The 23,566-nt window shown below is 46.3% G+C and carries 21 protein-coding genes; 15 read left to right on the top strand and 6 right to left on the bottom strand.

Annotated elements, in window-relative coordinates; genetic code table 11:
* Positions 1 to 113: 113 nt before the first annotated feature.
* From NST04_RS23645 to NST04_RS23630, 4 genes are all read left to right on the top strand, one after another.
* Positions 114 to 752 carry a hypothetical protein gene (locus tag NST04_RS23645; protein ID WP_341186397.1) on the top strand — a complete coding sequence of 213 codons (639 nt, stop codon included), beginning with the start codon at positions 114 to 116 and terminating at the stop codon, positions 750 to 752.
* Between the two features lie 134 nt (positions 753 to 886).
* On the top strand, positions 887 to 1,153 hold the full coding sequence (locus tag NST04_RS23640; RefSeq protein ID WP_341186396.1) for a hypothetical protein: 267 nt from the start codon (positions 887 to 889) through the stop codon (positions 1,151 to 1,153).
* 129 nt (positions 1,154 to 1,282) lie between these two features.
* Positions 1,283 to 2,206 (top strand): cysteine synthase A, encoded by a 924-nt coding sequence (gene cysK, locus NST04_RS23635; protein ID WP_341186395.1) that lies wholly within the window; start codon positions 1,283 to 1,285, stop codon positions 2,204 to 2,206.
* A 19-nt stretch (positions 2,207 to 2,225) separates the two neighbouring features.
* Positions 2,226 to 3,242, top strand: coding sequence for a hypothetical protein (locus NST04_RS23630; RefSeq protein ID WP_341186394.1), 1,017 nt, complete (start codon positions 2,226 to 2,228; stop codon positions 3,240 to 3,242).
* 29 nt (positions 3,243 to 3,271) lie between these two features.
* On the opposite strand, the gene NST04_RS23625 is transcribed toward NST04_RS23630, so the two are convergent.
* From NST04_RS23625 to NST04_RS23610, 4 genes are all read right to left on the bottom strand, one after another.
* Positions 3,272 to 3,787 (bottom strand): VanZ family protein, encoded by a 516-nt coding sequence (locus tag NST04_RS23625; protein WP_036729627.1) that lies wholly within the window; start codon positions 3,785 to 3,787, stop codon positions 3,272 to 3,274.
* Positions 3,788 to 3,834: 47 nt separating this feature from the next.
* Positions 3,835 to 4,692, bottom strand: coding sequence for a M15 family metallopeptidase (locus NST04_RS23620; protein ID WP_341186393.1), 858 nt, complete (start codon positions 4,690 to 4,692; stop codon positions 3,835 to 3,837).
* A gap of 181 nt (positions 4,693 to 4,873) precedes the next feature.
* Positions 4,874 to 5,971 carry a sensor histidine kinase gene (locus tag NST04_RS23615; RefSeq protein WP_339313878.1) on the bottom strand — a complete coding sequence of 366 codons (1,098 nt, stop codon included), beginning with the start codon at positions 5,969 to 5,971 and terminating at the stop codon, positions 4,874 to 4,876.
* Positions 5,964 to 6,659 carry a response regulator transcription factor gene (locus NST04_RS23610; RefSeq protein ID WP_339255891.1) on the bottom strand — a complete coding sequence of 232 codons (696 nt, stop codon included), beginning with the start codon at positions 6,657 to 6,659 and terminating at the stop codon, positions 5,964 to 5,966. The genes NST04_RS23615 and NST04_RS23610 overlap by 8 nt, the downstream gene beginning before the upstream one ends.
* Before the next feature lie 240 nt (positions 6,660 to 6,899).
* Between NST04_RS23610 and NST04_RS23605 the strand changes: the two genes are divergently transcribed.
* From NST04_RS23605 to NST04_RS23595, 3 genes are all read left to right on the top strand, one after another.
* A complete protein-coding gene (locus NST04_RS23605; RefSeq protein ID WP_341186392.1) occupies positions 6,900 to 7,772 on the top strand; it encodes a sensor histidine kinase in 873 nt (290 codons plus the stop codon).
* Positions 7,741 to 8,406: a response regulator gene (locus tag NST04_RS23600; RefSeq protein WP_209877779.1), complete on the top strand. Its 666-nt coding sequence runs from the start codon at positions 7,741 to 7,743 to the stop codon at positions 8,404 to 8,406. The genes NST04_RS23605 and NST04_RS23600 overlap by 32 nt, the downstream gene beginning before the upstream one ends.
* A gap of 67 nt (positions 8,407 to 8,473) precedes the next feature.
* Entirely contained in the window at positions 8,474 to 9,124 is a 651-nt protein-coding gene (locus NST04_RS23595; protein WP_341186829.1) for a DUF1775 domain-containing protein, read from the top strand.
* Between the two features lie 123 nt (positions 9,125 to 9,247).
* On the opposite strand, the gene NST04_RS34060 is transcribed toward NST04_RS23595, so the two are convergent.
* Positions 9,248 to 9,463, bottom strand: coding sequence for a GBS Bsp-like repeat-containing protein (locus NST04_RS34060; RefSeq protein WP_445667952.1), 216 nt, complete (start codon positions 9,461 to 9,463; stop codon positions 9,248 to 9,250).
* A complete protein-coding gene (locus NST04_RS23590; protein ID WP_341186391.1) occupies positions 9,409 to 10,617 on the bottom strand; it encodes a GBS Bsp-like repeat-containing protein in 1,209 nt (402 codons plus the stop codon). Before NST04_RS23590 ends, NST04_RS34060 begins: the two co-directional genes overlap by 55 nt.
* Before the next feature lie 168 nt (positions 10,618 to 10,785).
* Here NST04_RS23590 and NST04_RS23585 point away from each other — a divergent pair, with 168 nt between their 5' ends.
* From NST04_RS23585 to NST04_RS23550, 8 genes are all read left to right on the top strand, one after another.
* On the top strand, positions 10,786 to 12,213 hold the full coding sequence (locus tag NST04_RS23585; RefSeq protein ID WP_341186390.1) for an FG-GAP-like repeat-containing protein: 1,428 nt from the start codon (positions 10,786 to 10,788) through the stop codon (positions 12,211 to 12,213).
* 59 nt (positions 12,214 to 12,272) lie between these two features.
* Positions 12,273 to 14,114 carry a discoidin domain-containing protein gene (locus NST04_RS23580; protein ID WP_341186389.1) on the top strand — a complete coding sequence of 614 codons (1,842 nt, stop codon included), beginning with the start codon at positions 12,273 to 12,275 and terminating at the stop codon, positions 14,112 to 14,114.
* Positions 14,115 to 14,163: 49 nt separating this feature from the next.
* Positions 14,164 to 15,780, top strand: a complete 1,617-nt coding sequence (locus NST04_RS23575) for an RHS repeat domain-containing protein (RefSeq protein ID WP_341186388.1) — start codon at positions 14,164 to 14,166, stop codon at positions 15,778 to 15,780.
* 35 nt (positions 15,781 to 15,815) lie between these two features.
* Positions 15,816 to 21,395 (top strand): RHS repeat-associated core domain-containing protein, encoded by a 5,580-nt coding sequence (locus NST04_RS23570; protein ID WP_341186387.1) that lies wholly within the window; start codon positions 15,816 to 15,818, stop codon positions 21,393 to 21,395.
* 21 nt (positions 21,396 to 21,416) lie between these two features.
* On the top strand, positions 21,417 to 21,971 hold the full coding sequence (locus NST04_RS23565) for a hypothetical protein (RefSeq protein WP_341186386.1): 555 nt from the start codon (positions 21,417 to 21,419) through the stop codon (positions 21,969 to 21,971).
* Positions 21,972 to 22,002: 31 nt separating this feature from the next.
* Positions 22,003 to 22,281, top strand: a complete 279-nt coding sequence (locus NST04_RS23560) for a helix-turn-helix domain-containing protein (RefSeq protein WP_341186385.1) — start codon at positions 22,003 to 22,005, stop codon at positions 22,279 to 22,281.
* A 71-nt stretch (positions 22,282 to 22,352) separates the two neighbouring features.
* Positions 22,353 to 22,628, top strand: a complete 276-nt coding sequence (locus NST04_RS23555) for a hypothetical protein (protein ID WP_341186384.1) — start codon at positions 22,353 to 22,355, stop codon at positions 22,626 to 22,628.
* Positions 22,629 to 23,168: 540 nt separating this feature from the next.
* Positions 23,169 to 23,552 (top strand): hypothetical protein, encoded by a 384-nt coding sequence (locus NST04_RS23550; protein ID WP_341186383.1) that lies wholly within the window; start codon positions 23,169 to 23,171, stop codon positions 23,550 to 23,552.
* Positions 23,553 to 23,566 lie beyond the last annotated feature (14 nt).

The raw sequence follows: 23,566 nt of genomic DNA, 5'->3' as shown, positions 1-23,566 counted from the left end.
TTATAATGTAAATAGTTGCTAGTGAGAGGGAGGTGGATGACTAACATTTTTAGTTGGAAGGTAGTTTTGTACAGCCTGCCAAAATATCATTTAATGGAGGTTAGCCGAATATTATGAAGAAATTATCAAAACTTTTATTTGTATGTATATTAATTTTCTCGTTTGCTCTTCCGGTATATGCTGATGAAAGTGGAGGATCTAATCAGCAGCTTCTTTTATTGCAGGGAGTTATGGACAAAGTAAATGCTGAGTTGGGTTCAACTTACTATATTCCAGAAGAAAATCAGGAAAAAGTACTTAATAGTATTGAAGGAAAAAGCATGGAGGAAGTTGAACTGCTATTAACAACGCAGTATAAAGCGGCCTTTCCAGATGGGCAGGCCCAACAAGATATAATAGATTCTTCCTCCATTTATCTCGATGATGAAAATACTAGTGTTATCACTCCACTGTCCGTAACCGAGCATATTCGGCAGACCACACCCATACAATATAATACTTCAATGTACCAGGATGCTACTGTATTCAGTGGAAGCGGAGCAGCAGGTTCATTCGTATATCAGTCCCTCGGACAGTATGGGACAATAAAATCATCATCACCCGGATTCTTCTTTAAGGTAGACCAGTCCTCCAGACAACTTCACCCGGATCAAAGGCATGTAGGTATAGAATTAATTGGACATCCTGAAGATGAGAATGGTTTTGCACTCGCTCTTCAGCTTATTGCTCAACATGTATTCAATGCTGGATGATCTGGACGTAGAGTAGACCAACAAACAACCAGCGAGAAGCTGGTTGTTTGTTGGTCATTTGAAGTAGTATCCACCCTTCTTTTAATGTAAAATATAGTTGAAGGTTCATTTGAACGTTGCTGGAGGTGAAGATATTGAAATTACTTAGCAAGTATATAGGATTAAGCACCATACTAATGTCGGCGATTTTTATCTTTGGTAAAGCGGATATGATTCGTTCAGAAACAGTTTCTGATCACCAAGTTCCGACTTCAAACAAGTTGACTCAGCAGTATACTAAGTTTTCATATCAGAATGAAATTACTGTTCCGATTAGTGATGAGGAAAAGGGGCTCGTTCAACTCCTGCCGGTTTATAAAAAAGAGAATGCTCCGCAAATAAAGCTTTTGCCGATCCATTAGTTTTTCAAAACAGTCCACTAAGGGCTGTATTTTTTTTGACATCTTAAAATCGACAAATGCTATCCCGTAACTATACAATGGGTGTTATATCGTGCATAGGATAAGGACCGAAACAAAGGAGGCACACCCATGACGAATCGGGTAGTAAGTAATATTACAGAGCTGATTGGCGGCACGCCGGTTGTACGCTTGAACCGGGTCACCGGACCGGAGGACGCGGAGCTGTATGTGAAGCTGGAGATGTTCAATCCCAGCGGCAGCGTCAAGGACCGGGCGGCCTATAATCTGATCCGGCAGGCGGAGCTGGACGGACGGCTGCAGCCGGGCGGGACAATTATCGAGCCGACTAGCGGAAATACCGGGATTGGACTGGCGATGAACGCGGCAGCGAAAGGGTATAAGGCCATCCTGATCATGCCGGATAATATGACGAAGGAACGGATCAATATCCTGAAGGCCTACGGGGCGGAGGTGGTGCTGACTCCGGCGGCGGAGCGGATGCCCGGCGCGATTGCCAAGGCGGTGGAGCTGGGACGGGAGATCCCCGGCAGCTTCATCCCGCAGCAATTCGAGAATCAGGCGAACCCGGACATTCACCGCACCACCACCGCGCCGGAGATTCTGGAGCAGATGGAGGGGCGGCTGGATGTCTTCGTTGCCACTTCCGGGACAGGCGGCACCATCACCGGAACCGGAGAGGCGTTGCGTGCGCGACTGCCGGAGCTGCGGGTGGTTGTCGTGGAGCCGCAGGGTTCGCCGGTGCTGTCCGGCGGCCAGCCCGGGCCGCATAAGCTGGTGGGGACCAGCCCCGGCTTCGTGCCGGCGATTCTGAATACCGGCATTTACGATGAGATCGTGCAGGTATCCGATGAGGATGCCTTGGAGATGGTAAGAGAACTGGCCCGTACCGAGGGGGTTCTGCTCGGACCTTCCGGCGGAGCCGCAGTCTGGACTGCGTTGCAGGAGGCCCGGCGCCTGGGACGGGGCAAGCGGGTGTTATGTATCGCTCCTGATACCGGGGAACGTTACCTCAGCATGGGGATTTTCGACTAAATGATACTGGAGGGCCGATATGAATCAAGCGAAGCACAGTTTCCGGCACGGGGTAAGAGCGGCCGGAAGTCTTATTTTTGCAGCAGCCCTAGTCTTTAGCCTGAGCGGGTGTGCCCGGACGAATAGCAATGACGCTGCCAGCAGTGCAGCAGCATCGGCCGGGCCGTCTACCGGCAGTCCATCGCCAGCTGCTCAGCAGACGGATAGCCCGCCAAGTGCGGTTCCGACAGCATCAGCGTCAGCTGCGGCCTCTCCAGCCCCGGCTGCCTTGCTCGACCCTGCCAAGCTGCAACCTGTCTTTGGATTCGCGAGTGAGACCGGAAGTCATATCATGGTCACAAGGGAAGAGGAGGGCGCCGGGGAGCAGATGAAGTCCCTGAACACTGCCATCGGGAACGGGGGCCAGGTGCTGGCTGTGAAGCTGGAGAAGTGGCAGACGGGTAACGAGAACAACAACGGACGGGAGCTGGCGAATAATATTCCGAACCTGTCCGGCTATCTGTTCAAGGTAGAGGGTGACGCAGCGATGCGGGATGAGACCTATGTTCTGGTTGATTCTGCGGTCTTTCCGCAGGCAGCCTTGCTGGAGCTTCAGCCCGCTGACCCGGCAGGCCCGCAGCTTGCAGCTGGTGATCCGCTTCGTAAGAGTGTAGAAACTGCCAAAGGGCGGAAGATCCAGGCAGCCTGGAAGCTGGCCGGGCTTGGCCCGGACAGACAGCTCTATCTGGTGCAATTCGTAAGACAAGGTAAGGATATGTTGTTTAGCCTTGTGCTGGAGGAAGGCGGGAAGCTAAGCTTCAAGGACTATCCTGCGGAGATTACGGATAATGAATATTCAGTCTGGCGTGTCGATGACGGCGGTGAGGTGAACCCGCAGATGTTCTCCCTGCTGTTCGCGGCACAATCGGCAGAGGGACTACTGCTTGGGCTGAACTGGTGGGGAGCGGAGGGTGTGAACAGCTTTTTCCTGAAGCAGGAAGGCAATGGCTTCACAGAGCTAGCCATCGAATATGGCCGCTATATCTCTCCCTTGTGAGCAGGGCGAACGGACAGCAGGGCTCCCCGTTACTTCTGGGTGACGGAGGAGCCTTGTCTGCCTGACATATAGATCATCATGATTGGCCTCATCAGCATGTATCCCAGTATCCCGCCGAAGGTGTTCAACAGCAGATCATCCACATCAAACGTTCCAATATAGAAGACGGCCTGCGAGCATTCCAGCACCGCGCTTAACGCGAAGGACCACAGCAGGACACCGGTGAAGGAGCCGCTGCCTTTTCCATTCGGGTTGAGCAGCACCAGGAAGATGCCATAAGGGATAAACAAGGCGATATTTCCCAAGAAATTAACGACGGTGCTAGTGCTGATATGGTGATAGGTGTTAGTCAAGGTGGCCAGCGGGATCAGATTTCCGCGTTGCAGACTGGCCGCAATATGGCCCGGGCTGTGCTGAAGCTGCTGCCATAGAAACGGGAGATCCATCGACCCGAATTTGAACAAAATGATTTTAAACAAAATATACACGTAGACGGTAAACAGTACCTGCAAACCGTACTTTGTCTGCTTGTGTGCCTGATTCATTTTACATCACCGCTTTCTGTAGATTGTACTGTTATATGGGTTAGTCATTAAGGATAGACCGTCATAATCACACCATTCATATTGTCGCCGGAGAACTCAACGTGCTGGGCGTCAGGGGTGGGAACAGGAGTGTTCCCGTTAACTTCGATATAGGAAATCTGATATTCAACCCCGTTAACGGTAGTGGCAATCGACTTCTGCTCCTTTAGGAATTCAAGATATTCTTCCAGCGTGAAGTTCTTGTCGCGCATAATCACACTGTGCGGAAGTCCTACATAACGGAAATGCCATGGCTCATACTTGATGCCGGTGATGTCTGTTTTATCCTCAGGATAGCGCAGAATGAAGCCGTAATCCCATGCATGCTCACGCAGCCACTGCCCTTCAGGGGCATGGCTCATGGCCATTTGGGAGGAGCCGATGTCTAGCGACAAGCCCAGGTTATGCTCGCTGTATCCGGGTGGAAGAGCGTAGTCGGCCCCTTTTTCATCGTATAGCTGCTGCTGCTTGTCATTGTCCCTATATCCGCTGCTGATCAGGAAGCTGTTGATGTCCTCCCCGGCTGCAGCATGTACCATCTCTGTGAATTTCTCCGCGACTTGCCTGGAGAGCAGCGTTTTGTGATCCAGCAGCAGGTAGCCGGAAGTCAGCTCCTCATGATCGAGCAGACGGACGATGTCCTGGCTGACTCCTGTATCGTGAACGGGGTAATCCTTGTTGACCAGCAGCAGGTTCCCCTGATAAATTTGGCCCTTCGGGATCACTGTCAGAGTCTTCGAACCATTATCTGCAGAGACTCGTACCGTCTTAATATTCAGGTCTGCCTTGGCATCCTCTTTATCCCGGGACATCCACTCATACCCGATCAGCAAGGCAATCACAATTAACAATAACCATTTCTTCATGTTCTCGTCCTCCTTGTTTCAATGACTTAAGCATAGAGGAGTGTGTTTAAATAGAAGTGGGGGAAAGATAAAGTTTTTCTTAAAAGATAAAACTAAAGCCGTTTCCACCTGAAGTGTCAACGCAAAAAAACCGCCCTTCTAAATTCTAAAAGGACGGCAACACTGCTATAGCAGGACCAGACTAGTGGATCAGACCCGGCAGACGGACCTCGAAGACCGTGCGGATCGTGTCACTCTGTACGGAGATCGTCCCCTGATGCTGCTCGACGATATTTTTGGCAATGAACAACCCCAGTCCCGTACTGCCTTCCTGATGGGTCCGTGCCCGGTCACCTGTATAGAACATATCGAACAGAAAAGGCAGGTCCTCCGCCGGAATCCTATCTCCGTAGTTCATGACCTGGACAACGATCGTCTCACCCTCCGGGTAGCAGCGGACATCGACATAACGGCCGTCTTTGCCGTAACGTACTGCATTGGTCAGCAGGTTCTCGAACACCCGGGCCAGCAGTTCCCCGTCTCCGGTAATTTTGAGCTGCGGAGTGACCTGGGTGCGGGCAGTCAGCCCGTTGTTCTCCAGCAGAGGATACAACTCCTCGTTCAGCTGGACCAGCAGCTCGCTCAGATCCAGGGGGCGCTGCTCCACGGTAAGCATGCCGTAGTTCATCCGGGTAATCTCGAACAGCTCGTCGATCAGCTTTTCCAGCCGCTGTGATTTGGTGTAGGCAATCGTGGTGTAATGTTTCACTTGTTCAGCGGTTAACTCCCCGTCCTTCAGCACCAGATCCAGGTAGCCGAGCACAGAGGTCAGCGGAGTCCGCAGATCATGAGCCAGATTCAGCACCAGCTTGTCCTTGCTATTCTCCGCGAAGTCCCCGCGTTCCACCGCTTCCTCCAGCTTATCCTTGGCCTGATTCAGATCAGCGGCAATATCCTCGAATTCATCGTTAGAATGGATTTGAATCCGGCTTTTGAAATCCCCGTTAGCCAGCAGGCGGATATGATGCGAGATTTCTTTGAAATAGCGGGCATACGGCTTGGTGAACAGGAAGAAGAACAGCAGTGCCAGCGGGATGAAGAAGATCAGGAAGAAATTCAGGTCGCCGAAATCGGCAATCAGATAACGGAAGCGGGTCAGCTTGTCTTCATACTTCACCTGAGAGGTATAATACATTTGCAGGCTTTTGTAGAGTACAAAGGTAATAGCACCGGAGCAAATCATGCTGAGTACCAGCAGCGATATCATTTTGAAGCGGAAGCTGCGGACAAGTTTAGCCATTGAACGTGTACCCTACTCCCCAGATCGTTTTGATCCATGTATTTTTATTCTGGTCATCGCCGAGCTTTTTGCGCAGGGTGCGGATATGGACCATCACGGTGTTCCCGCCTTCATAATAAGCCTCACCCCAGATTTGCTGAAAAAGCTGCTCAGCGCTGAATACTTTCTTCGGGTAGCTGGCGAGCAAATACAGGATGTCGAATTCCTTCGGTGTCAGCTCCACGGGATGTCCGTACAAGGTCACGGAACGGCGGTCCGGATCAACAATCAGTCCCCCGGCTTCCACCACGGCCTTCTGCTCGGTAACCGGCTGGTTCAGCTTCATGGAACGTCTGAGCTGCGCATTCACTCTGGCTACTAGCTCCATGGGATTGAAGGGCTTGGTCATATAATCGTCGGCGCCGATGACAAGTCCGGTGATTTTATCCAGATCCGAAGTCTTCGCGCTCACAAAAATAATCGGCAGCCCATGCTGCTCCCGGATCTGCCGGGTCACCTCATACCCGTCCAGCCCGGGCATCATAATATCCAGAATCGCCAGGTCGATATGCCTGGACTGGATGACCTGCACCGCTGCCGGGCCGTTTGTAACCTTTATGGGGTGGTAGCCTTCTTTTTCCAAATGCAGTCCGATCAGATCGGCAATGTCGGGATCATCGTCGGCGATTAGAATCGTAATCCGTTTCATTTCAATATCTCTCCTGTAGTGTCAGTATGAATGTATTCTTGATTAAATGTTATTCCTAGTGTAACCTATCGGATATTGTTTCGCTAACTGTTATGATAGGACGATGGGAGCTATGAAGAGAATGATTTAACTTTTAAATACTTAATTCTGTAACATATGCGGACGGGCATAGCCCGAAAGAGTCATGCCGGAGATCACCCGGAAATGGTAAAATAACGAACAGAAATTAGGGAGGGAACTGTGACGTATACCCGAATTAAAGTGCTTATTCTGCTGATTCCAACGGTCATGGTGGGTATCTGGGAGTGGGTGAGACATCAGTTCCTGATGCCTTACATCTCTATGGACACAGGCAACTTCTTAACACCTGTATTGGTATTTCTCTTCAGTATTATTCTGCTGCTGCCGCTCTTTCGCCTCATGGAGCGCAATCAGCGGGAGCTGGAGCAGGAGCGGGCGGCAACCGGAGCGATGGAAGCACGGGAGGCACTGGCAAAAGAGCTGCATGACGGCATGGCCCAGTCCCTGTTCCTGCTCTCTGTACGGATCGACCGGCTGGAGCACTGCCGCAAGGATGGCGGGATCAGCGCGGACAGTGTGGATCAGATCAAGAAGACCGTTCACGAGGTTAACCGTTATGTACGTCAGGCTATAGCCAATCTGAAGGTGCCGGTGAGCGGCGCGGAGAGCTTCTCGCTGGAGCGTTCTATTCATGAGCAGTTGGCGGCAATAGCCGGAGAAGTCATGATCGAGGTATCGCTGGACTGGCATCTGGAAGAGCGGGCGCTGACAGCGGCGGAACAGGCAGAGCTGTTGTCCTGCATTCGTGAAGCGATTATTAATGTGCGTAAGCACACACGTGCGGGCAGGGTGTCCGTATCAGGTCAAGGGAATGAGCACGGCTGGCGTGTAACCGTTGCAGATGACGGTGCGGGGATTGAGCATGATGATCCTTTTGCGGTGAGCGGCAGCTATGGCCTGCAGATTATGAGGGAACGGTCCCGCAGTATGGGCTGGGCGCTTAGGCTTCACTCAGGAGCGGACGGAACCACTGTAGAAATTGTAAAAGGGGGTGCGCAGGATGGAACGCTGCCGGGTGCTGATCGTCGATGACCATGCGCATGCACGCGAAGCGATGACCGAGATTGTGGGGCTGGATGAACGGTTTGAAGTGATTGGTGCGGTGGCCAGCGGAGCGGAGGCGATCGTCTGGACCGGGCAATGGATGCCCGACCTGATCCTGATCGATATCGAAATGCCGGGAATGGACGGTCTGGAGACCACGCGGCGCATTAAGCTGGAATATCCGTATGTCCGGATTGTGATCGTCACCGTGTCGGATGAGATCTCTTATCTGTTCGAAGCGCTGAAGCAGGGAGCGCAGGGGTATCTCCTGAAGAACCTGGCTCCGTCTACCTGGATCGAATATCTGCTGGCGATTGTAAGCGAAGAGGTTCCGCTGAGCCGGGAGCTGGCGTTCCAGATTCTGAAGGAGTTCGCGGTTACCTCCGTCAAGGAGGAGCGGGAGGCATTAACCGCGCGGGAGAAGGAGATACTGGGCTGTGTATCCTCCGGGTCCACCAATAAGGAGATTGCCGCCACCCTCGGGATCTCCGAGCATACGGTCAAGAATCACCTGAAGAACATTCTGCAGAAGCTTCAGCTCCAGAACCGCACGCAGCTCACAAGGTACGCCCTGGAGCAGGGGCTGGCTTCGCGGGAGCGGGATTTTCCGGGGAAGAGATAGAGCTTAAGATAGCGTAGACAGGCCCAATATCCATTATTAGAGAATAGGGGAGATTTCATTGAATAGAATGTTTCGCAAAATAGCAGCATTGGCCGCACCGGCAGCCGCCGCACTACTGTTGTTCGCAGCCGTGGCGAGTGCCCACGTAACCGTTAGTCCAGCCCAGTCCAGCACGGGGGCCTGGGAGACGTATACCCTGAAAGTACCGTCTGAAAAAGAAAGCGCCACCGTGCAGGTGGATCTGCGGATTCCGGCAGGCGCGGAATTCAAGCAATATGAAGCCACTCCCGGCTGGGAGGTAACAGTGGACGGGAATAAAGTAAGCTGGATTGCCAAGGATGGCGGCATTCAGGCCGGACAGTTCCAGCGATTCTACTTCACAGCCAAGAACCCGGATTCCGCAGGCGATATCGCCTGGGATGCCTATCAGCACTATGCCGATGGCAGCCTCGTGCAATGGTCCGGCGAACCCGGCTCGGAATCCCCGCATTCCATCACCGCCATCGCTGAAGCCTCCGGCAGCGCCGATGGCGGCCACGGCCACGGTGCCGCAGACATGTCCGGCAACGGCACGATGACCATGGACGAGCATCAGGCCATTGTGGAGAAGGAAGGCACCAGCACCGGCACCTCGCCGATGGTTTACATTACCCTCGGCATCTCGCTGGTCTCCTTCCTGCTGGCAGCGATCGCTTTGCTTCGGGGCCGCACGGAGTAGGCTGGACGTAAGTGGCGGGTTGACTTGTATGGAAGAACCCCGCAGCAGATGTGAAATCTGCTGCGGGGTTGTTTGTGGTTGGTATTAAGTGCTGTTTATCCAATGGCTGCTCAGATGAGAATATCATTTGATTACAATGGTTTTAACACCTATTCCAGAGCTATTTCCGAATGGGTCAGTGGTATAGATGTGAGTTATATAAGTTCCGGTCTCGTAATTGTGTTCACTGAGAGGAATGGTAATCTTCCATGTTCCTGGTGATACTTTTTGTCCTCCGCTTTGTTTTATATCATCTTGACCATGTAACTCGGTCCAAGTATAGAAGGTAAGTTTAGAAATATCTTCACGTACGTTTTTATTGTTATTTCGTATGAACCAGCCCTTGAGCTAACTGTATCTGGAATGATAATCGTATTGGTTTTAACAATGGTGGTAATCCCTCCAAAATACACACCATCAACCCAGACATCGTTATAGTACAACCCGGACTCATTATTATGCTTGTTCAAAGGAACGACAGCTTTCCAAATGCCATCGGAGACTTTCTCACCGGCTACCCAAGGAGAGGCTAGATCGTCATTACCATTGAAAGCCGTCCAAGTGGGGAAGGAAACATTTTTGGCGTCCTTTTTGACTCCATAGGCGTAGACTTCATACGAACTATCCAATAGATATACCTCAGAGTGAGCAATTATAGAGGAATGGACTTGAGTCTGAACACCGATTCCAGTGCTATTTCCGTATAAGTCAGCTGTATAGATATGGGTAGTATATATACCTGTCTCGAAAAAATGATCACTTAATGGGACCGTGATTTTCCACATACCTGGCGATACTTTCTGCCCTTTATTTTGCTTCAAATCATCCTGACCATTGGCTTCAGTCCAAGTGTAGAAGGTCATATTAGTTATCGCTTCACTTACTCCTTCAACGATAATATCATAGGCTCCATCCTTAAAATTTACCTTCTCTGGAAGAGTAACCTTATTTCTTTTAACAACTGTAGTGGTTCCTCCAAAATATACACCATCAACCCAGACATCATTGTAGTACAATCCAGACTCCTGATTATGTTTGCTAAAAGGAATGACAGCCCTCCAGATACCATCCGAGACTTTTTCACCGGCTACCAAGGGTAGAGTTAAATCGTCCTGACCATTGAAGGCAGTCCAGGTGGGGAAAGCAACGTTACGCGCATCTTTTCTAACCCCATAAGCGTAAACCTCATAGGAAGTGTCTAGTAAAGTTGCTTCTGGCGGTGCTAAAACTATCGGCGTTTTAAGGCTGCTTTTAGACGTCAGATTCCCGTTCAAGTCATATTTATAAGTAATAATCGTTCCATCATCATAAGCTACACTACTTAACTGTCCCGTGGAACCTTTGTAATTATACTGAACTGCTAAAGACACGTCGTTGTCCCATATCAAAAAAAGAAGCATTCCCAACACAAACATAATAAATTTTGAACAATATTTATTTACGATTACACCCATTTCTCTTAATCCCCCTAAATAAATTCTTAGAGGATTATAGCCTTTTCGGCAATCTCTGTAAATTATAGAAGTCTCCATTCTGATAATGTGACTAAAACAGTACGCAATCGACAATATAAGTTTTATTTCGACAAATTACAACCGTTTAAATGTGCGGGGCGGTAAATTATGATGAGTGAGGAAGTCAATCAATTAAAGAAAGGACTTAAAACTAACATGAACTTCAAAAAATGCAAAACTCTATTTCTGGTCATTACTATACTTTGTTCATTTATTATTAGTACAAATACTTCCGCAGCTGGAGCCCCCAATCTAAATAAGCATACTGGGTACCTCCCATGGAGCTGGACCACAGCTAGCCGTATGATCGATGACAATAGTCAAATGTGGTTCGAGGATGTGAACGGGGATGGCAAGAAGGATCTGATCTCCAAAGGTGAGGCAGGGGCGTGGAATGCTGGAGTTGTCTATGTTGCTTTAAGCACCGGAACTGGATTTCAGCCATGGACGTGGAATTCCGGCACCCGTATGATCGATGACCATAGCTCGATGTGGTTCGCTGATGTGAACGGGGATGGTAAGGCAGATCTTATCACTAAAGGGGAACCAGGGGCGTGGAATGCGGGGGTTGTGTACGTTTCTTTGAGTACTGGGAACGGCTACCAGCCTTGGACCTGGAACTCTGGCATTCGGATGCTTGATGATCATAGTCCATTATGGATTGAGGATGTCAACGGAGATGGCAGGGCAGATCTAATCTCAGTCGGACAGGCAGGTGCCTGGAATGAGGGATACATATACGTGTCATTAAGCACGGGTTCGGGTTATCAGCCTTGGACCTGGACGTCCTCAATCAAAATGCTCAATCCCCTAGATACAGCTTGGTTTGCAGATGTGAATGGCGATGGTAAAGCAGATTTGATCGCAAAAGGGCATCCGGGCGCAATCAATGCTGGTCAGATGTATGTCTCTTTAAGCACCGGGAGCGGTTATAATCCATGGACCTGGACATCGGGGGTACGAATGGTTAATGACAACGATGTTCAGTGGTTTGCTGATGTCAATGGAGACGGCAAAGCCGATATGATCTCCAAAGGTCAGCCTGGCACAGCCAATGCTGGATATGTGTTCGTCTCATTGAGTAATGGAGCAGGCTATGCCTACTGGACATGGAACAGCGGCAAACGAATGATCGACGACAGCGGAACCATGTGGTTCACAGATATTAATGGCGATGGTAAGGCCGATATGATATCGGTTGGTAAAAATGTGGGATATAACGATGGCTGGTTGTATGCATCCTTGAGTACTGGAAGCGGCTATCCTTACTGGACCTGGAACTCTGGCAGTAGAATGATTGATAGTGATGATTTATGGTTCAGCGATGTGAGTGGCGACGGAAGAGGGGACTTGATTATTAAGGGAAGCGGCCGGGAAGCAGGTTTTGTACGCGTTGCAGTCAGTACGGATTTTAATCAACTCCAGCATGTGTATAATGCAGCAGGCCAGCTTCTGCGTACTATCCTGCCAGACGGATCAACAATCCAATATACATATGATAAGAACGGTAATTTACTGAAAGTGGAGAAGAAATGATTTATATCTTTTATCTCGATGGTTCAAAAAACCTAATTTAAGAGAGGATAGAGATTGAAATGAAAGGCTATAAAATAATGGGTTTGATGTTTTTAATTCTTATTTTAACCTCCATCTCTGTGAATGCTGAATCATCTAATAATCTTAACACGACAATCTATCATTATGATTCTGGGGGGAGCAGACTAGATTACACAATAGATTCAAACAACAATAGTTTCTATTATGTGTATGACCGTAATGGGAATCTCAAACGAAAGATTGCTTCTACAGGATACACTGTTTTTACTTCTTCTAGTATAGAGGGCTGGGAGCCTTACAAACTTAGGGACAACAATTCGGCAACAGTATGGTCAAGTGTAAATAGAGGTAACGAAGGCGATATGGAATGGGTAGCTGCTGACCTAGGCAAAAGTGGTATTGTAGGCGGAGTCGAATTAACTCCAAGGGGGAAGCTATCTTTTCCGGTAAACTTCAAAATACAGTCTAGTGACGACGCAGTGGCTTGGACCGATCTCCCTGGTCAGACCTACAGCAATTTTGTCAATGACGGTTCGACTCATTCTTTTCAGTTTGAAGCACCGGTAATTGCAAGATACATAAGAGTATATGCCACGAAGTTGGGAAAGGACGATAACGGACAATTTTATTTCCAGCTTGCTGAAATTAAGATTAAGCCTTCTACGGTTGCGACTTCATCCACAACTGGGGGGTGGCCTGCGTCCAGACTGGTAGATCAGAATGCTACAACAACCTGGTCAAGCATAGCGCGATATCCGGCTGAGAGTACAGAATGGATCGTCTTAGATTCTGGGAGCATACAGATGATAGGAGGAGTTGAGCTATATCCAAGAGGAACATTGGGATTTCCGGTAGATTTTAGAATACAGAGCAGTAGTGATGCTAAGTCTTGGACAGATATCCCGGGACAGGCCTACAGAGGATATATCAACAATGGATCTGTACAAACATTCAACTTTGATGCTCCTGTCATTGACCGCTATGTAAGGGTTTATGCTACCAAGCTTGGAACGGATGACAATGGAGGATACTATTTTCAGCTTGCTGAGATTAAGGTCAATCTGTCAACTGTAGCAGTGTCTTCTGAAATAAACGGCTGGCCTGCGTCCAGACTCGTGGATCAGAATGCTACAACAACCTGGTCAAGTGTAGCGCGTTATCCAGCTGAGAGTACAGAGTGGATCATTGTAGATTCTGGGAGTATTCAGATGATAGGAGGAATTCATCTATATCCAAGGGGAACATTGGGCTTTCCGGTTGACTTTAAAATACAGAGCAGTAGCGATGCTAAGACTTGGACAGATATCCCGGGGCAGTCCTACACAGGATATGTCAACAATGGATCTGTTCAAACGTTCAACTTTGATGCTCCTGTTATTGACCGCTTTATAAGGGTATATGCCACCAAGCTTGGTACGGATGACAATGGAGGATACTATTTCCAGCTTGCTGAGATTAAGGTCAAATTGTCAACCGTATCTGTCTCTTCTGCACTGAATGGCTGGTCCGCATCAAGGCTGGTAGACCAAAACACTTCAACCATGTGGTCAAGTATTGCGCGCTATCCGTCAACAAGTACAGAGTGGGTAGCTGTAGATTCCGGTATGCTCCAAAAAATTGCTGGCATTCAACTGATTCCAAGAGCAACATTGGGTTTTCCGGTTGATTTTAAAATACAGAGCAGCATAGACGGTAAAGTTTGGACAGACGTAAAGGGACAGTCTTACACCGGCTATGTTAACAATGGGAGTATTAAAACGTTCACCTTCAATGCTCCCATCTTGGCACGGTATGTACGTGTATATGCGACCAAACTGGGTACCGATGATAACGGAGGTTTTTATTTTCAACTTAGTGAGTTCGGGATCAATAAATCCTAATCATACAAGTACAAGAGTATCTAATTTAACCTAAGAATCGAGGAGTCTAATGCGAAAATCTTTATCTGCAAATACATTTGTTTTTACAGTTGTTCTCTTAATGCTTTCTTTCACTATTTTGAATTCTGCGTCTGCCGCTACCTTCTACTATTATGATGCTAATGGTAGATTGGCACAAAAAAGTGAATTGACCGGAGAGACGGAACGCTACTTCTACGATAACAATGGGAATCTAGTATCTAAGAATTCTGGAGAACCGTATTTTGAATTGCAGACAGCCTTCGGTTCCAAACAAGGAGAGAGCAACTGGTATTACCAGCTATGGGACGGAACCCAGTATAAGGACATGACATGGGACCCGGTTGAATCAAGATGGAGAGGGGAACAAAACTGGAACATCGTCAGCAAGGAATGGATGCATCCGGATGGCAATGACGCCGTGCTTAAATGGGTTGCGCCTCAAACGTGTACCATACGTATCGCAGGAAGAGTAGCCAAACATCCGGTTAATCTGCAAGGGGATGGAGTTCGCGTAAAGATTATGAAGAACACCACACAAGTTTGGCCCTCAACAGGTTGGCAGAGTATACAAGGTGATGATGCGATCGGAGTGACAACGGACGTAAACATTAATGTGACCAATGGGGACTCTATCTATTTCATTGTTAATCAAAATGGAACCATAGGATATGATGCCACTCAATGGTCACCGTCAATTACATATATTGAAAAAGCTTCAACAGCATTTGGCTCTGAGCAGGGAAGGAACAACTGGTACTACCAATTATGGAACGGAATCCAGTATAAAGACATGACATGGGATTCGGTTGAATCAAGATGGAGAGGGGAGCAAATCTGGAATATTGTCAGTAAGGAGTGGATGCATCCGGATGGCAATGACGCTGTGCTTAAATGGGTTGCCCCCCAAACCGGTTCCATTCGTATCTCAGGGAGGGTAGCCAAACATCCGGTTAATCTGCAAGGGGATGGGGTTCGCGTGAAAATCTTGAAAAACAGTACACAAATCTGGCCCTCAGCAGGTTGGCAAAGTATAAAAGGCGATGATGCTATCGGAGTGACGGCGAACCTGAATATTAATGTGACAAAGGGGGACTCCCTCTATTTTGTCGTCAACCAGAATGGTGATCAGCTCTATGATGGGACTAAATGGAATCCGTCGATTGCCTATATTGAGAAGATGGCATCCGCATTTGGCCCTGAGCAGGGAAAGAACAACTGGTACTACCAACAATGGGATGGAACCCAGTATAAGGACATGACATGGGACCCGGCTGAATTAAGATGGAGAGGGGAACAAAACTGGAACATCGTCAGCAAGGATTGGATGCATCCAGAAGGTAATGATGCTGTGCTTAAATGGATTGTGCCCCAAACCGGTTCTATACGTATCGCAGGAAGGGTAGCCAAACACCCGGTTAACCTGCAAGGGGATGGAGTTCGTGTAAAGATAATGAAGAACAATACACAAGTGTGGCCTTCAAATGGCTGGCAAAGTATAAAAGGTGATGATGCCATAGGAGTGACAACAGACATTAATGTTAATGTGACAAAGGGAGACTCCATCTATTTTATCGTCAACCAAAATGGTAATTATGGGTATGATGCTACCAAATGGACACCATCTATAAATTATACTTTGCAATAGTTTAATCAAATATATTGCGACAGGAGAACTCATCCATGAGAACTAAATCCTTACTCAATCGCTGGTTGATCATTATTTTATCTATTTCCTTAGTATGGAGCTCGTTTCCTCCGTTACAAGGATCAACATATGCTGAAGCTGCGAAGCAGTCACCTATACCAACGGAAACTGCTGACACCTCTGTACCTTCTGCTGTGCCTAGCCCTGAGCCTTCTGCGAGGGTGGAACCACAGCCTATGCCTACTCCACAGAACTCTACAGAAGATACATTGTCACAAAAAAGTTCTATGTCTAACGATTCTTCTGAATCTTATTTGAAATACAGTGTTGTTCCTGATGGCCCCGTCATTGTAGGAGAGCCTGTAAATGGTATTCAAGTGAAAATTAATGAGATCAAGGCCAAGTATGCGAACCGCAAGGCATCGAATGATTCCAGCAGGATGGCCATAAACAGCCTTCAACCTGAACCCTCTATGACAAACGAACAAATCGCAGAATTAATTAGCAAAGGCGCCACGATTGAAGATATTTATGAAGCGGCTTACTTGAGTATGGAGAGCGGAGTGGACCCCGTTAAGCTCTATGAGGAGTTCAAAAGCAATAAGCTTTATACGACATGGGATCAACTAAGAGAAGCTTATATTCCCTCTTCAAATACGACAGTTACCAAAGATACATATCTCGAAACCTCAGCTTGGGAGGCAAATAGTTTACGTAGTCCCGTATTGGAAAGCGCCTATTCTCCTTATAGAAGCAGTGTTATGAAGGACGTGTATACTGAGACTGGGAATAATCCCTTACTTACCGCTTTTGACTATCGGGTAAACGGTGTCATAGATAAAGATGTAATCAAGCAAATCAATCAGACCTATAAACCGCAATATTCGGATCGGGCAGATTCTTCGGAAACGATAGATCCGATTACAGGCAGCCTGACCTGGAAACAAAACCAATTCACTTTACCCGGCCGCGATGGATTGGATTTCAGCTTGGGGGTAATGTATCAATCCAATCAGGCATTGGCCAGAAGGCCATACGGTAGTAATGTTACATCTGATAACTATCTGAGCAAAAAATATGACTTAGGCACGGGATGGTCATTCCGGTTGCCTAATCTTCAGTTTGATCTTACATTAAGCGACAAGACGATGTACTATCACGATGGGGAAGGCGGAGTCTATGAAATAGGCAGCAAAGATACGGATCCGCTCTCCCAAACCACCCAACTAATCGGATATCCAGGTAAAGACAAGAAATTCGTGTATGATCCCAACCAATCTTTTACAAATGGGACAGAGAAGTCGAATTATTATATAGAGTATGCAGATAAAAGGCGCGAATACTTTGGCGGGAATATGAAGTTATTGCTGGGAATCGTTGACCGGTTCGGCAATGAAATTACGTTTCACTATCAAGAGGTTCCTTACGGATTTATGCCGCTACTGTCGGAAATAAAGGATAGTGTAGGAAGGACAATAGTCTTCCAATATGACCCGCGCTCCAATGTTCAGGTACCTGAGAATGGGAGAGGGCAGAAAGAGGATCTAACCGTTATTGTTAAAGCACCCAATGGGCAAGAATCCCAAAGAGTGGTCTATGAACGGGCCAGAGAAGGATACTATTTCTCATCCTATTCATTGCAACCGGGAGACCATTCCAAAATAACCTATTGGGATCCAGGTCCGATGATTGCCCTTCGATCCATAGTGAAACCGGAAGGGGAGAAAGTTAGCTTTGAGTATGCTGTAAGTGAAGCAACGTTTAACCCGGAATACAAGTATTATGATACGTGGTACTGGGCTACTTATGTTGGAGTATCGTTTTTACTGGACACAACAAGATATAACCACTCAAGCACGAAGTACACTTATGGGCAGATTCCCCGTAATCTGGGCCGGAAAGGGTCTATCAATGAATTTCAAATCACTAACCGATACGATCAATTAATAAAAAATAACACTGACAGCGGTAGAATGAATGAACAAACGTTTGAATATGAAGGGACTGCTGATGGTTTTCCCATCTACTACGAGACTTCTGATATGCAAGAGTCGGATTATTCTATATCTAAAGTAATTAATACAAATCAAACCACAACCCGCAGATTTAACGAAAAACGCCAACTGATTTTTACAGAAACGAAAGCGGCCAATGAGGAACGGACAGTCATTAAGAACACTCAATTCCATAATTCCTTTAAGTACTTACCAACGAAGACAGAGCAATGGCTCTACAACGCGGGGGATACAGATGCTTCTGCTGCGAAGTTCTACCAGGAGACCGGCTACGATGATCTGGGTTCGGTAAATTCTGAAACCAGGTTGTTAGACGAGAGCCAAAATAATGATCCCGGCTTAAAAAGTAAATTCACTACAACGTATGCGTATGAGCCTAATCACCATCAACTGTCATCCAAAGCCTGGTTCAAAGACGTGAACGGCCCTCAACTGCAAGAAACCTATACGTATACACCAGAGGGAAGAATAGCGACCATTACGAATCCTTTAAATGAGATAACTACATTCAGTTACGAGTATCTTCCGGACAAAAAACAAATTACGAGATCCTCTGCAACGAGTGCTAAAGATGGTGCAGTATTCTCGGAAATAAATCAATATTTCACGAAAGATACCGAATACTCATTACCTGCCCAAGAAGATAGAGTATTCACGTCCAATGGTTCCCGGCAGGTAGTAAGCAAATATAACAAATATGATCTAGGTTCGGGAAGAATTGTGGAATTGAAGGATGGCAACAATAACAAGACTACCTATACCTATGATCAATTAGGAAGAATAAAGAAAGAAACCTATCCAACCCGGACGAATGACAACGGAGAGCAGTATCTGGAAGTTGTAGACTATAATTATTATCGTGAGAGTTCTCCTAATTTCGATGCGGTGAATGCAGGCGTATACACCTTGAAGGTAAATAGTATCCATACTGTGACGAAGGTTTCGACGAATCAGTCGATGAGCACCAATTCCGCTATATATTATAACGGGCTAGGGTCGGCACTCATGGAAGAGCGCCTTGATCCCAATGCGAAAACATGGGTGTTCACACACTATCGTTATGATGACCAGGGGCGTCCGGTGTATTCCCGCGATCCAGCCGGAAATACTCTGACCGCCAGCTACGATGCCTGGGGCCGCCAGAACCGTGCCACCAATGCCAACAATGATCAGATGATCAGCGACTACAATTTCAAAACGCGTACCAGCACCAGTTATATTAAGGATCACACTAACGGAGAAGTGTTGAATTACGTAGAGCAGAGCTATGATCCTTGGGGAAATAAGCTGTCAGCGGCAACCTACAAGGATTGGCCAACCAATCAGCAGCGGATTGCCGAATCATACCGGTACGATATTATGGGGAATGTTACAGGGTATACTGACCCTAACCACAATCTGAATGAAGATGGGGTGACTACCTCCTTCGCGTATGATGCTTTAGGCCGGTTAACCAGCCTGAAGGATGCCTTGAATCAGACAACGAACTACAGCTATGACGGGAACGGCCAAGTAACCAAGGTCACGATTCAAGCCAAAGGCGGTACTCCACAAACTCTAAATACAAAGAGCTATAACGAACTCGGTCTGCCTAGCGTCAAGCAGGACGGCGCCTCGCAAAGTGAGAGCTACACGTATAATAGCCTGGGCCAACTAGCCGCCAAAACCGACCGTAATGGCAGCTCATTCGATTATGTATACGATGAAGGCGGCCAGTTGAAAAGCAGCACGATTCGTGGAAATATGAATAATGTAGCGCAAACACAGGTAACGAAAATGATTAGCGGCGACGGCAGCCCGGATAAGCAAACGGTTCGCACCTTTACCAATGGGGTAGAGACCGCTTCACATACCCAAACCCAGAACAGTCTGGGTCAGGTAAGCAGTGTATATTCGAAATCGGGTGCACATGCGGCATCGATCGGTAACCAACTTGATGTCTTAGGACGAATGAAACAGATTACAGATAACTATATGGGGTTCTCTGCGAATTATCAGTATTCTAAGGAACGGTTGGACAAAGTTCAAACGAATGGAAGCTCGACCCTAAATAGTGACCCTTCTGTAAATGCCCAATACAGTTATTATACGAATAACCAGATTCAGCGGATTGTCTATCCGACACTAACGGATGGCAGCCAGTTGATCACGACATATACGTATAATAAAGCACTCGGCTGGACGGAATCGATGGAGAATACTAAGGGAAGCGGAAGCCTGTCCAGTTACAGCTACAGCTATGACAACAACGGGAACCGGGTTGCTGTTAGGGAATCGCGTAACGGAGGAGCAGTTCAAACAACCCATTACAGCTACGATGCGCTGAACCGGTTGATTTCGACCACCCGTCCGGATGGCGGTCAAACCACGTATACGTACGATGTGCGGGGCAACCGCCTAACCTTGTCTGATACAAGTACCGTAAGTTTGGATTCTGCAGATACCAGCTACACCTATGATCTGCAGAATACATTAACAAGCGTCACCAAAGGCGGCGCCAACACTAGCTTCAAGTACTATGCCAATGGAATGCGTTCCATGAAAACCAAAGGCAATATCCAGACTCAGGTGAACTACGACTTCCAGGGTCAAGTGATCTCGGAAGAAAAGCTCGTCAATGGCACCTTTGTAGAACAGGCAAACTTTGTCCGGGGAGACCGGGTGTTGGTGAAGAAGGATAAAAAAGCGGCTAAGGATTATTACTACCTGTACAATGGACATGGTGACGTGGTGCAGATCGTCGATACTAACGGAACAGTAGTGAACAACTACGCCTATGACGAGTGGGGAAATATCACCAGCCAGGATGAGAAAACCTCTAATCCCTTCAAATATACGGGTGAGGTATATGACCAGGAGACTGGGCTGTATTATCTGCGGGCACGGTACTATGACCCGAGCATGGGGCGGTTTTTAAATGAGGATACGTATGAAGGGCAGATTACAAATCCGCTGAGTCAGAATTTGTATACGTATGTGCATAATAATCCGTTGATTTATACAGACCCGACTGGACATTATACATTTAAAGATGACCCAAGCCAGCCAGCAGTAGTTCAGGGTTACGTTGTTAGCACCGACATGCATGCGAGTGAAAAGCTAGTTGAGTTTCTTAAAACATATGAAACATTCTCTGGGCAATGGTATTATGCAACCAAGGAAGAAAAAGAGAGAAATATAAAGACGATAGGTTATGGGCATGTAATTAAACCTGGAGAGGAAAAATTACTTAAAGGAATTACCGAAGAGCAAGCACAATCTTTATTGAAGTCGGATATTCAGAACAAAGCCGAGAATTATATAAATGACTGGGCAGACCGTAATGATATCATTTTTACACAGCAACAGTTCGATGCTCTTGTTAGTTGGAAATTTAATGGAGGTGATTTTTTAAATCGTGATCCAGGAAAAATGTTGAAAGAAGGGGTTTTTTCATCTTCTAAATTTCAAAATGAATTTAAAAATGAAATGCTTTTATGGGTAAAGGGCAGTGGAAAGAAGCTGCCAGGATTATATATGCGTAGATATGATGAATGGGAAATTTTTGTGAATGGTGATTATGCTAGATATTACAACAGAGTGCTCCCCAAGGGGTTTTAAACTAAATTAAGTGGTGATAAAATGAGGAATTTATCAAAGATTGTTATTTTGATTATGTGTTTGCTATTAATTACAGCATGCGGAACAGAAAAAGGAAATGTTGCACAGACGGTAACTCCAGCTAAAGCTACTACTAATACTTCTGTAGTTCCTGATAATTCAAATTCTCGAATAATAAAAAGTTTGATAGGAAAGTGGAAAATAGACAGTCTTTATGCATATGGAGTTGGTGGTTCAAAGAATGACGAAGCAGATATCAAAAAGTTAATCGGAACAGAAATTATATTTTCTTCTGATTCTATTAAATTTGGTAATGAAACTAAAGAAAAACCTATTTTCTATAAAGTGAGTAAAATTTCGGATGAAAGTTTCTTATCCGATATTGATTGGATAAAAGAAAGTACTATTGATACAGATTTAAATCCTCAAACTCTAAAAGAAATAAGCCTATATGAAGATGAACAATATGAGGATTTTTATTATGGTGATGGGAATATTACTTATTACAGTGATAAGGGAGAACTTATTTTAGATCAAGATGGAGATTTGTTTTTATTGGTTAAAATGGAAAATTAAATGCGTCTCCAATTAATTCAGAAAAAACCACATGGCAGTTAAAAACTCCATGTGGTTTTTTCTTTGGGATAAAAGCTTCGACATGCTGAGTGTGGAGGTGTTTGAAATGATAGAGTTACAATTTATAGCTGGCACGTTTCACATGGAGTACAAATCGGTAGCAGAAGCCATCGGGGTTTCCAAACAAACATTTCAGGACTGGATCAAAGAAAGACTGAAGATACCGGAACCACGTCTTGAGCAGTTGTCTGAGTTATTTGGGATCGAGGATAAGTTCCACAGCAATCAGAAGTTAAATAGTGCAGCTTAAAAATGGCTGCCTGGCTATTTAAAGGTTTTGCTGGATTTGAAAATTGATAATTATATTAAAGGAGAGCCAAAATGAAAAGATTTAGCTTAGCAACAACAAAAGAAGCGCAAGAATTTTGTGAAGGCATTGTGATAGAGATGATTCAATTATTTAATATAAGCGAGGAAGAGGCATGGGGTAGAGTGAATGATTTCTGGAAAAGACCTTTTAAAGAAGACTACGATATTAGATACCATGAGACATATAAGTTCTGGGCAAATACCATATATTTTGGACCGGAAGCTGACTGGTGGAAAAGAGAGGGGGATCCAACATTAAAGCCAGCACCTTACCCAAATCAGAATTAATATAAGAAGTACAGTGCCCATGTAGTTTTTGGAGTACTGTGTATGCCGAAGAGAGTTATAATTCGGAAATCGTAATATATTGATGGCGAGCTACTACGGCTTAAGTGATGGGACTTTATTTTGTATGGATAATCAAAGTTAATACCGAACCACATGTGAGTATCCACTCCATGTGGTTTTTTTAATGCAAGTATAGGTTGTTTTTCCATAAAGGACTGGTCTAAATCTAAATGTGGCTGAAATATTACTCAATCGACAAAACAATTTATGATTCGACAAAATACAACCATTCTCAACGTTGGTTAACTCCCTTATGATGGGTGAGGAGGTTATTGGAGGAGAGTGGAAGTGTTGAAAAACGTCAAATGTTCAGTGCATTGGTTACTTATTTGCTTTTTAGTCTTCACATTGTAATCTGGTCAAAGCAAGGTTTCGGCGGCGGAAAATATTATAGCAGTCAACGAATCCTTTGAGGATGGAACATATGCGGGGACGAACTATCTTCCTATTCAGGGAACGATTACAAGAGACCCGTAAAAAGTGGTAAATGGGAAATATTCAGCACTGCTGAGTTCCCTTCTGTCGGAGCTCTGGAAGGAGTTTAACTATACCGATTCAAATCAAGTTAAATTCGAGAAAAATACTACATACAATATTACCTTTGCATACAAGTCTATAGATATGCAGCCGCTAGATTCCAACCGTTTTTTCTATTTTCTTGCCCGTAGTACGAATGGTCAGGAGGATAAGGGCATTACTTCCTGGAATGATGCCAGCGGAAATAAAGGGATCAGGACGATGACGTTTACCACTGGCAACAAGGAGAACTATTATTTGATTTGGGGCATTCATGCGGGAGGAAGCTTGGCGTTGGATGATATTCAGATCGTAAAAGCAGTCCATCCCACAGTTACACATATTTAATATAAAAAAGAATA

It is taken from the genome of Paenibacillus sp. FSL H7-0756, assembly GCF_038006765.1.
GTDB lineage: Bacteria > Bacillota > Bacilli > Paenibacillales > Paenibacillaceae > Paenibacillus_AQ.
This window is presented reverse-complemented; position numbering and strand designations above follow the sequence as displayed.

Excerpts from the sequence above, each read along its gene's own strand:
- NST04_RS23565 (WP_341186386.1), top strand. The coding sequence starts at position 21,417 with ATGAGGAATTTATCAAAGATTGTTATTTTGATTATGTGTTTGCTATTA.
- NST04_RS23560 (WP_341186385.1), top strand. The coding sequence starts at position 22,003 with ATGGCAGTTAAAAACTCCATGTGGTTTTTTCTTTGGGATAAAAGCTTC.
- NST04_RS23645 (WP_341186397.1), top strand. The coding sequence starts at position 114 with ATGAAGAAATTATCAAAACTTTTATTTGTATGTATATTAATTTTCTCG.
- NST04_RS23600 (WP_209877779.1), top strand. The coding sequence starts at position 7,741 with ATGGAACGCTGCCGGGTGCTGATCGTCGATGACCATGCGCATGCACGC.
- NST04_RS23580 (WP_341186389.1), top strand. The coding sequence starts at position 12,273 with ATGAAAGGCTATAAAATAATGGGTTTGATGTTTTTAATTCTTATTTTA.
- NST04_RS23625 (WP_036729627.1), bottom strand. The coding sequence starts at position 3,787 with ATGAATCAGGCACACAAGCAGACAAAGTACGGTTTGCAGGTACTGTTT.
- NST04_RS23555 (WP_341186384.1), top strand. The coding sequence starts at position 22,353 with ATGAAAAGATTTAGCTTAGCAACAACAAAAGAAGCGCAAGAATTTTGT.
- NST04_RS23575 (WP_341186388.1), top strand. The coding sequence starts at position 14,164 with ATGCGAAAATCTTTATCTGCAAATACATTTGTTTTTACAGTTGTTCTC.
- NST04_RS23615 (WP_339313878.1), bottom strand. The coding sequence starts at position 5,971 with ATGGCTAAACTTGTCCGCAGCTTCCGCTTCAAAATGATATCGCTGCTG.
- NST04_RS23595 (WP_341186829.1), top strand. The coding sequence starts at position 8,474 with ATGTTTCGCAAAATAGCAGCATTGGCCGCACCGGCAGCCGCCGCACTA.
- NST04_RS23630 (WP_341186394.1), top strand. The coding sequence starts at position 2,226 with ATGAATCAAGCGAAGCACAGTTTCCGGCACGGGGTAAGAGCGGCCGGA.
- NST04_RS23570 (WP_341186387.1), top strand. The coding sequence starts at position 15,816 with ATGAGAACTAAATCCTTACTCAATCGCTGGTTGATCATTATTTTATCT.
- NST04_RS23610 (WP_339255891.1), bottom strand. The coding sequence starts at position 6,659 with ATGAAACGGATTACGATTCTAATCGCCGACGATGATCCCGACATTGCC.
- cysK (WP_341186395.1), top strand. The coding sequence starts at position 1,283 with ATGACGAATCGGGTAGTAAGTAATATTACAGAGCTGATTGGCGGCACG.
- NST04_RS23590 (WP_341186391.1), bottom strand. The coding sequence starts at position 10,617 with ATGGGTGTAATCGTAAATAAATATTGTTCAAAATTTATTATGTTTGTG.
- NST04_RS23585 (WP_341186390.1), top strand. The coding sequence starts at position 10,786 with ATGATGAGTGAGGAAGTCAATCAATTAAAGAAAGGACTTAAAACTAAC.
- NST04_RS23620 (WP_341186393.1), bottom strand. The coding sequence starts at position 4,692 with ATGAAGAAATGGTTATTGTTAATTGTGATTGCCTTGCTGATCGGGTAT.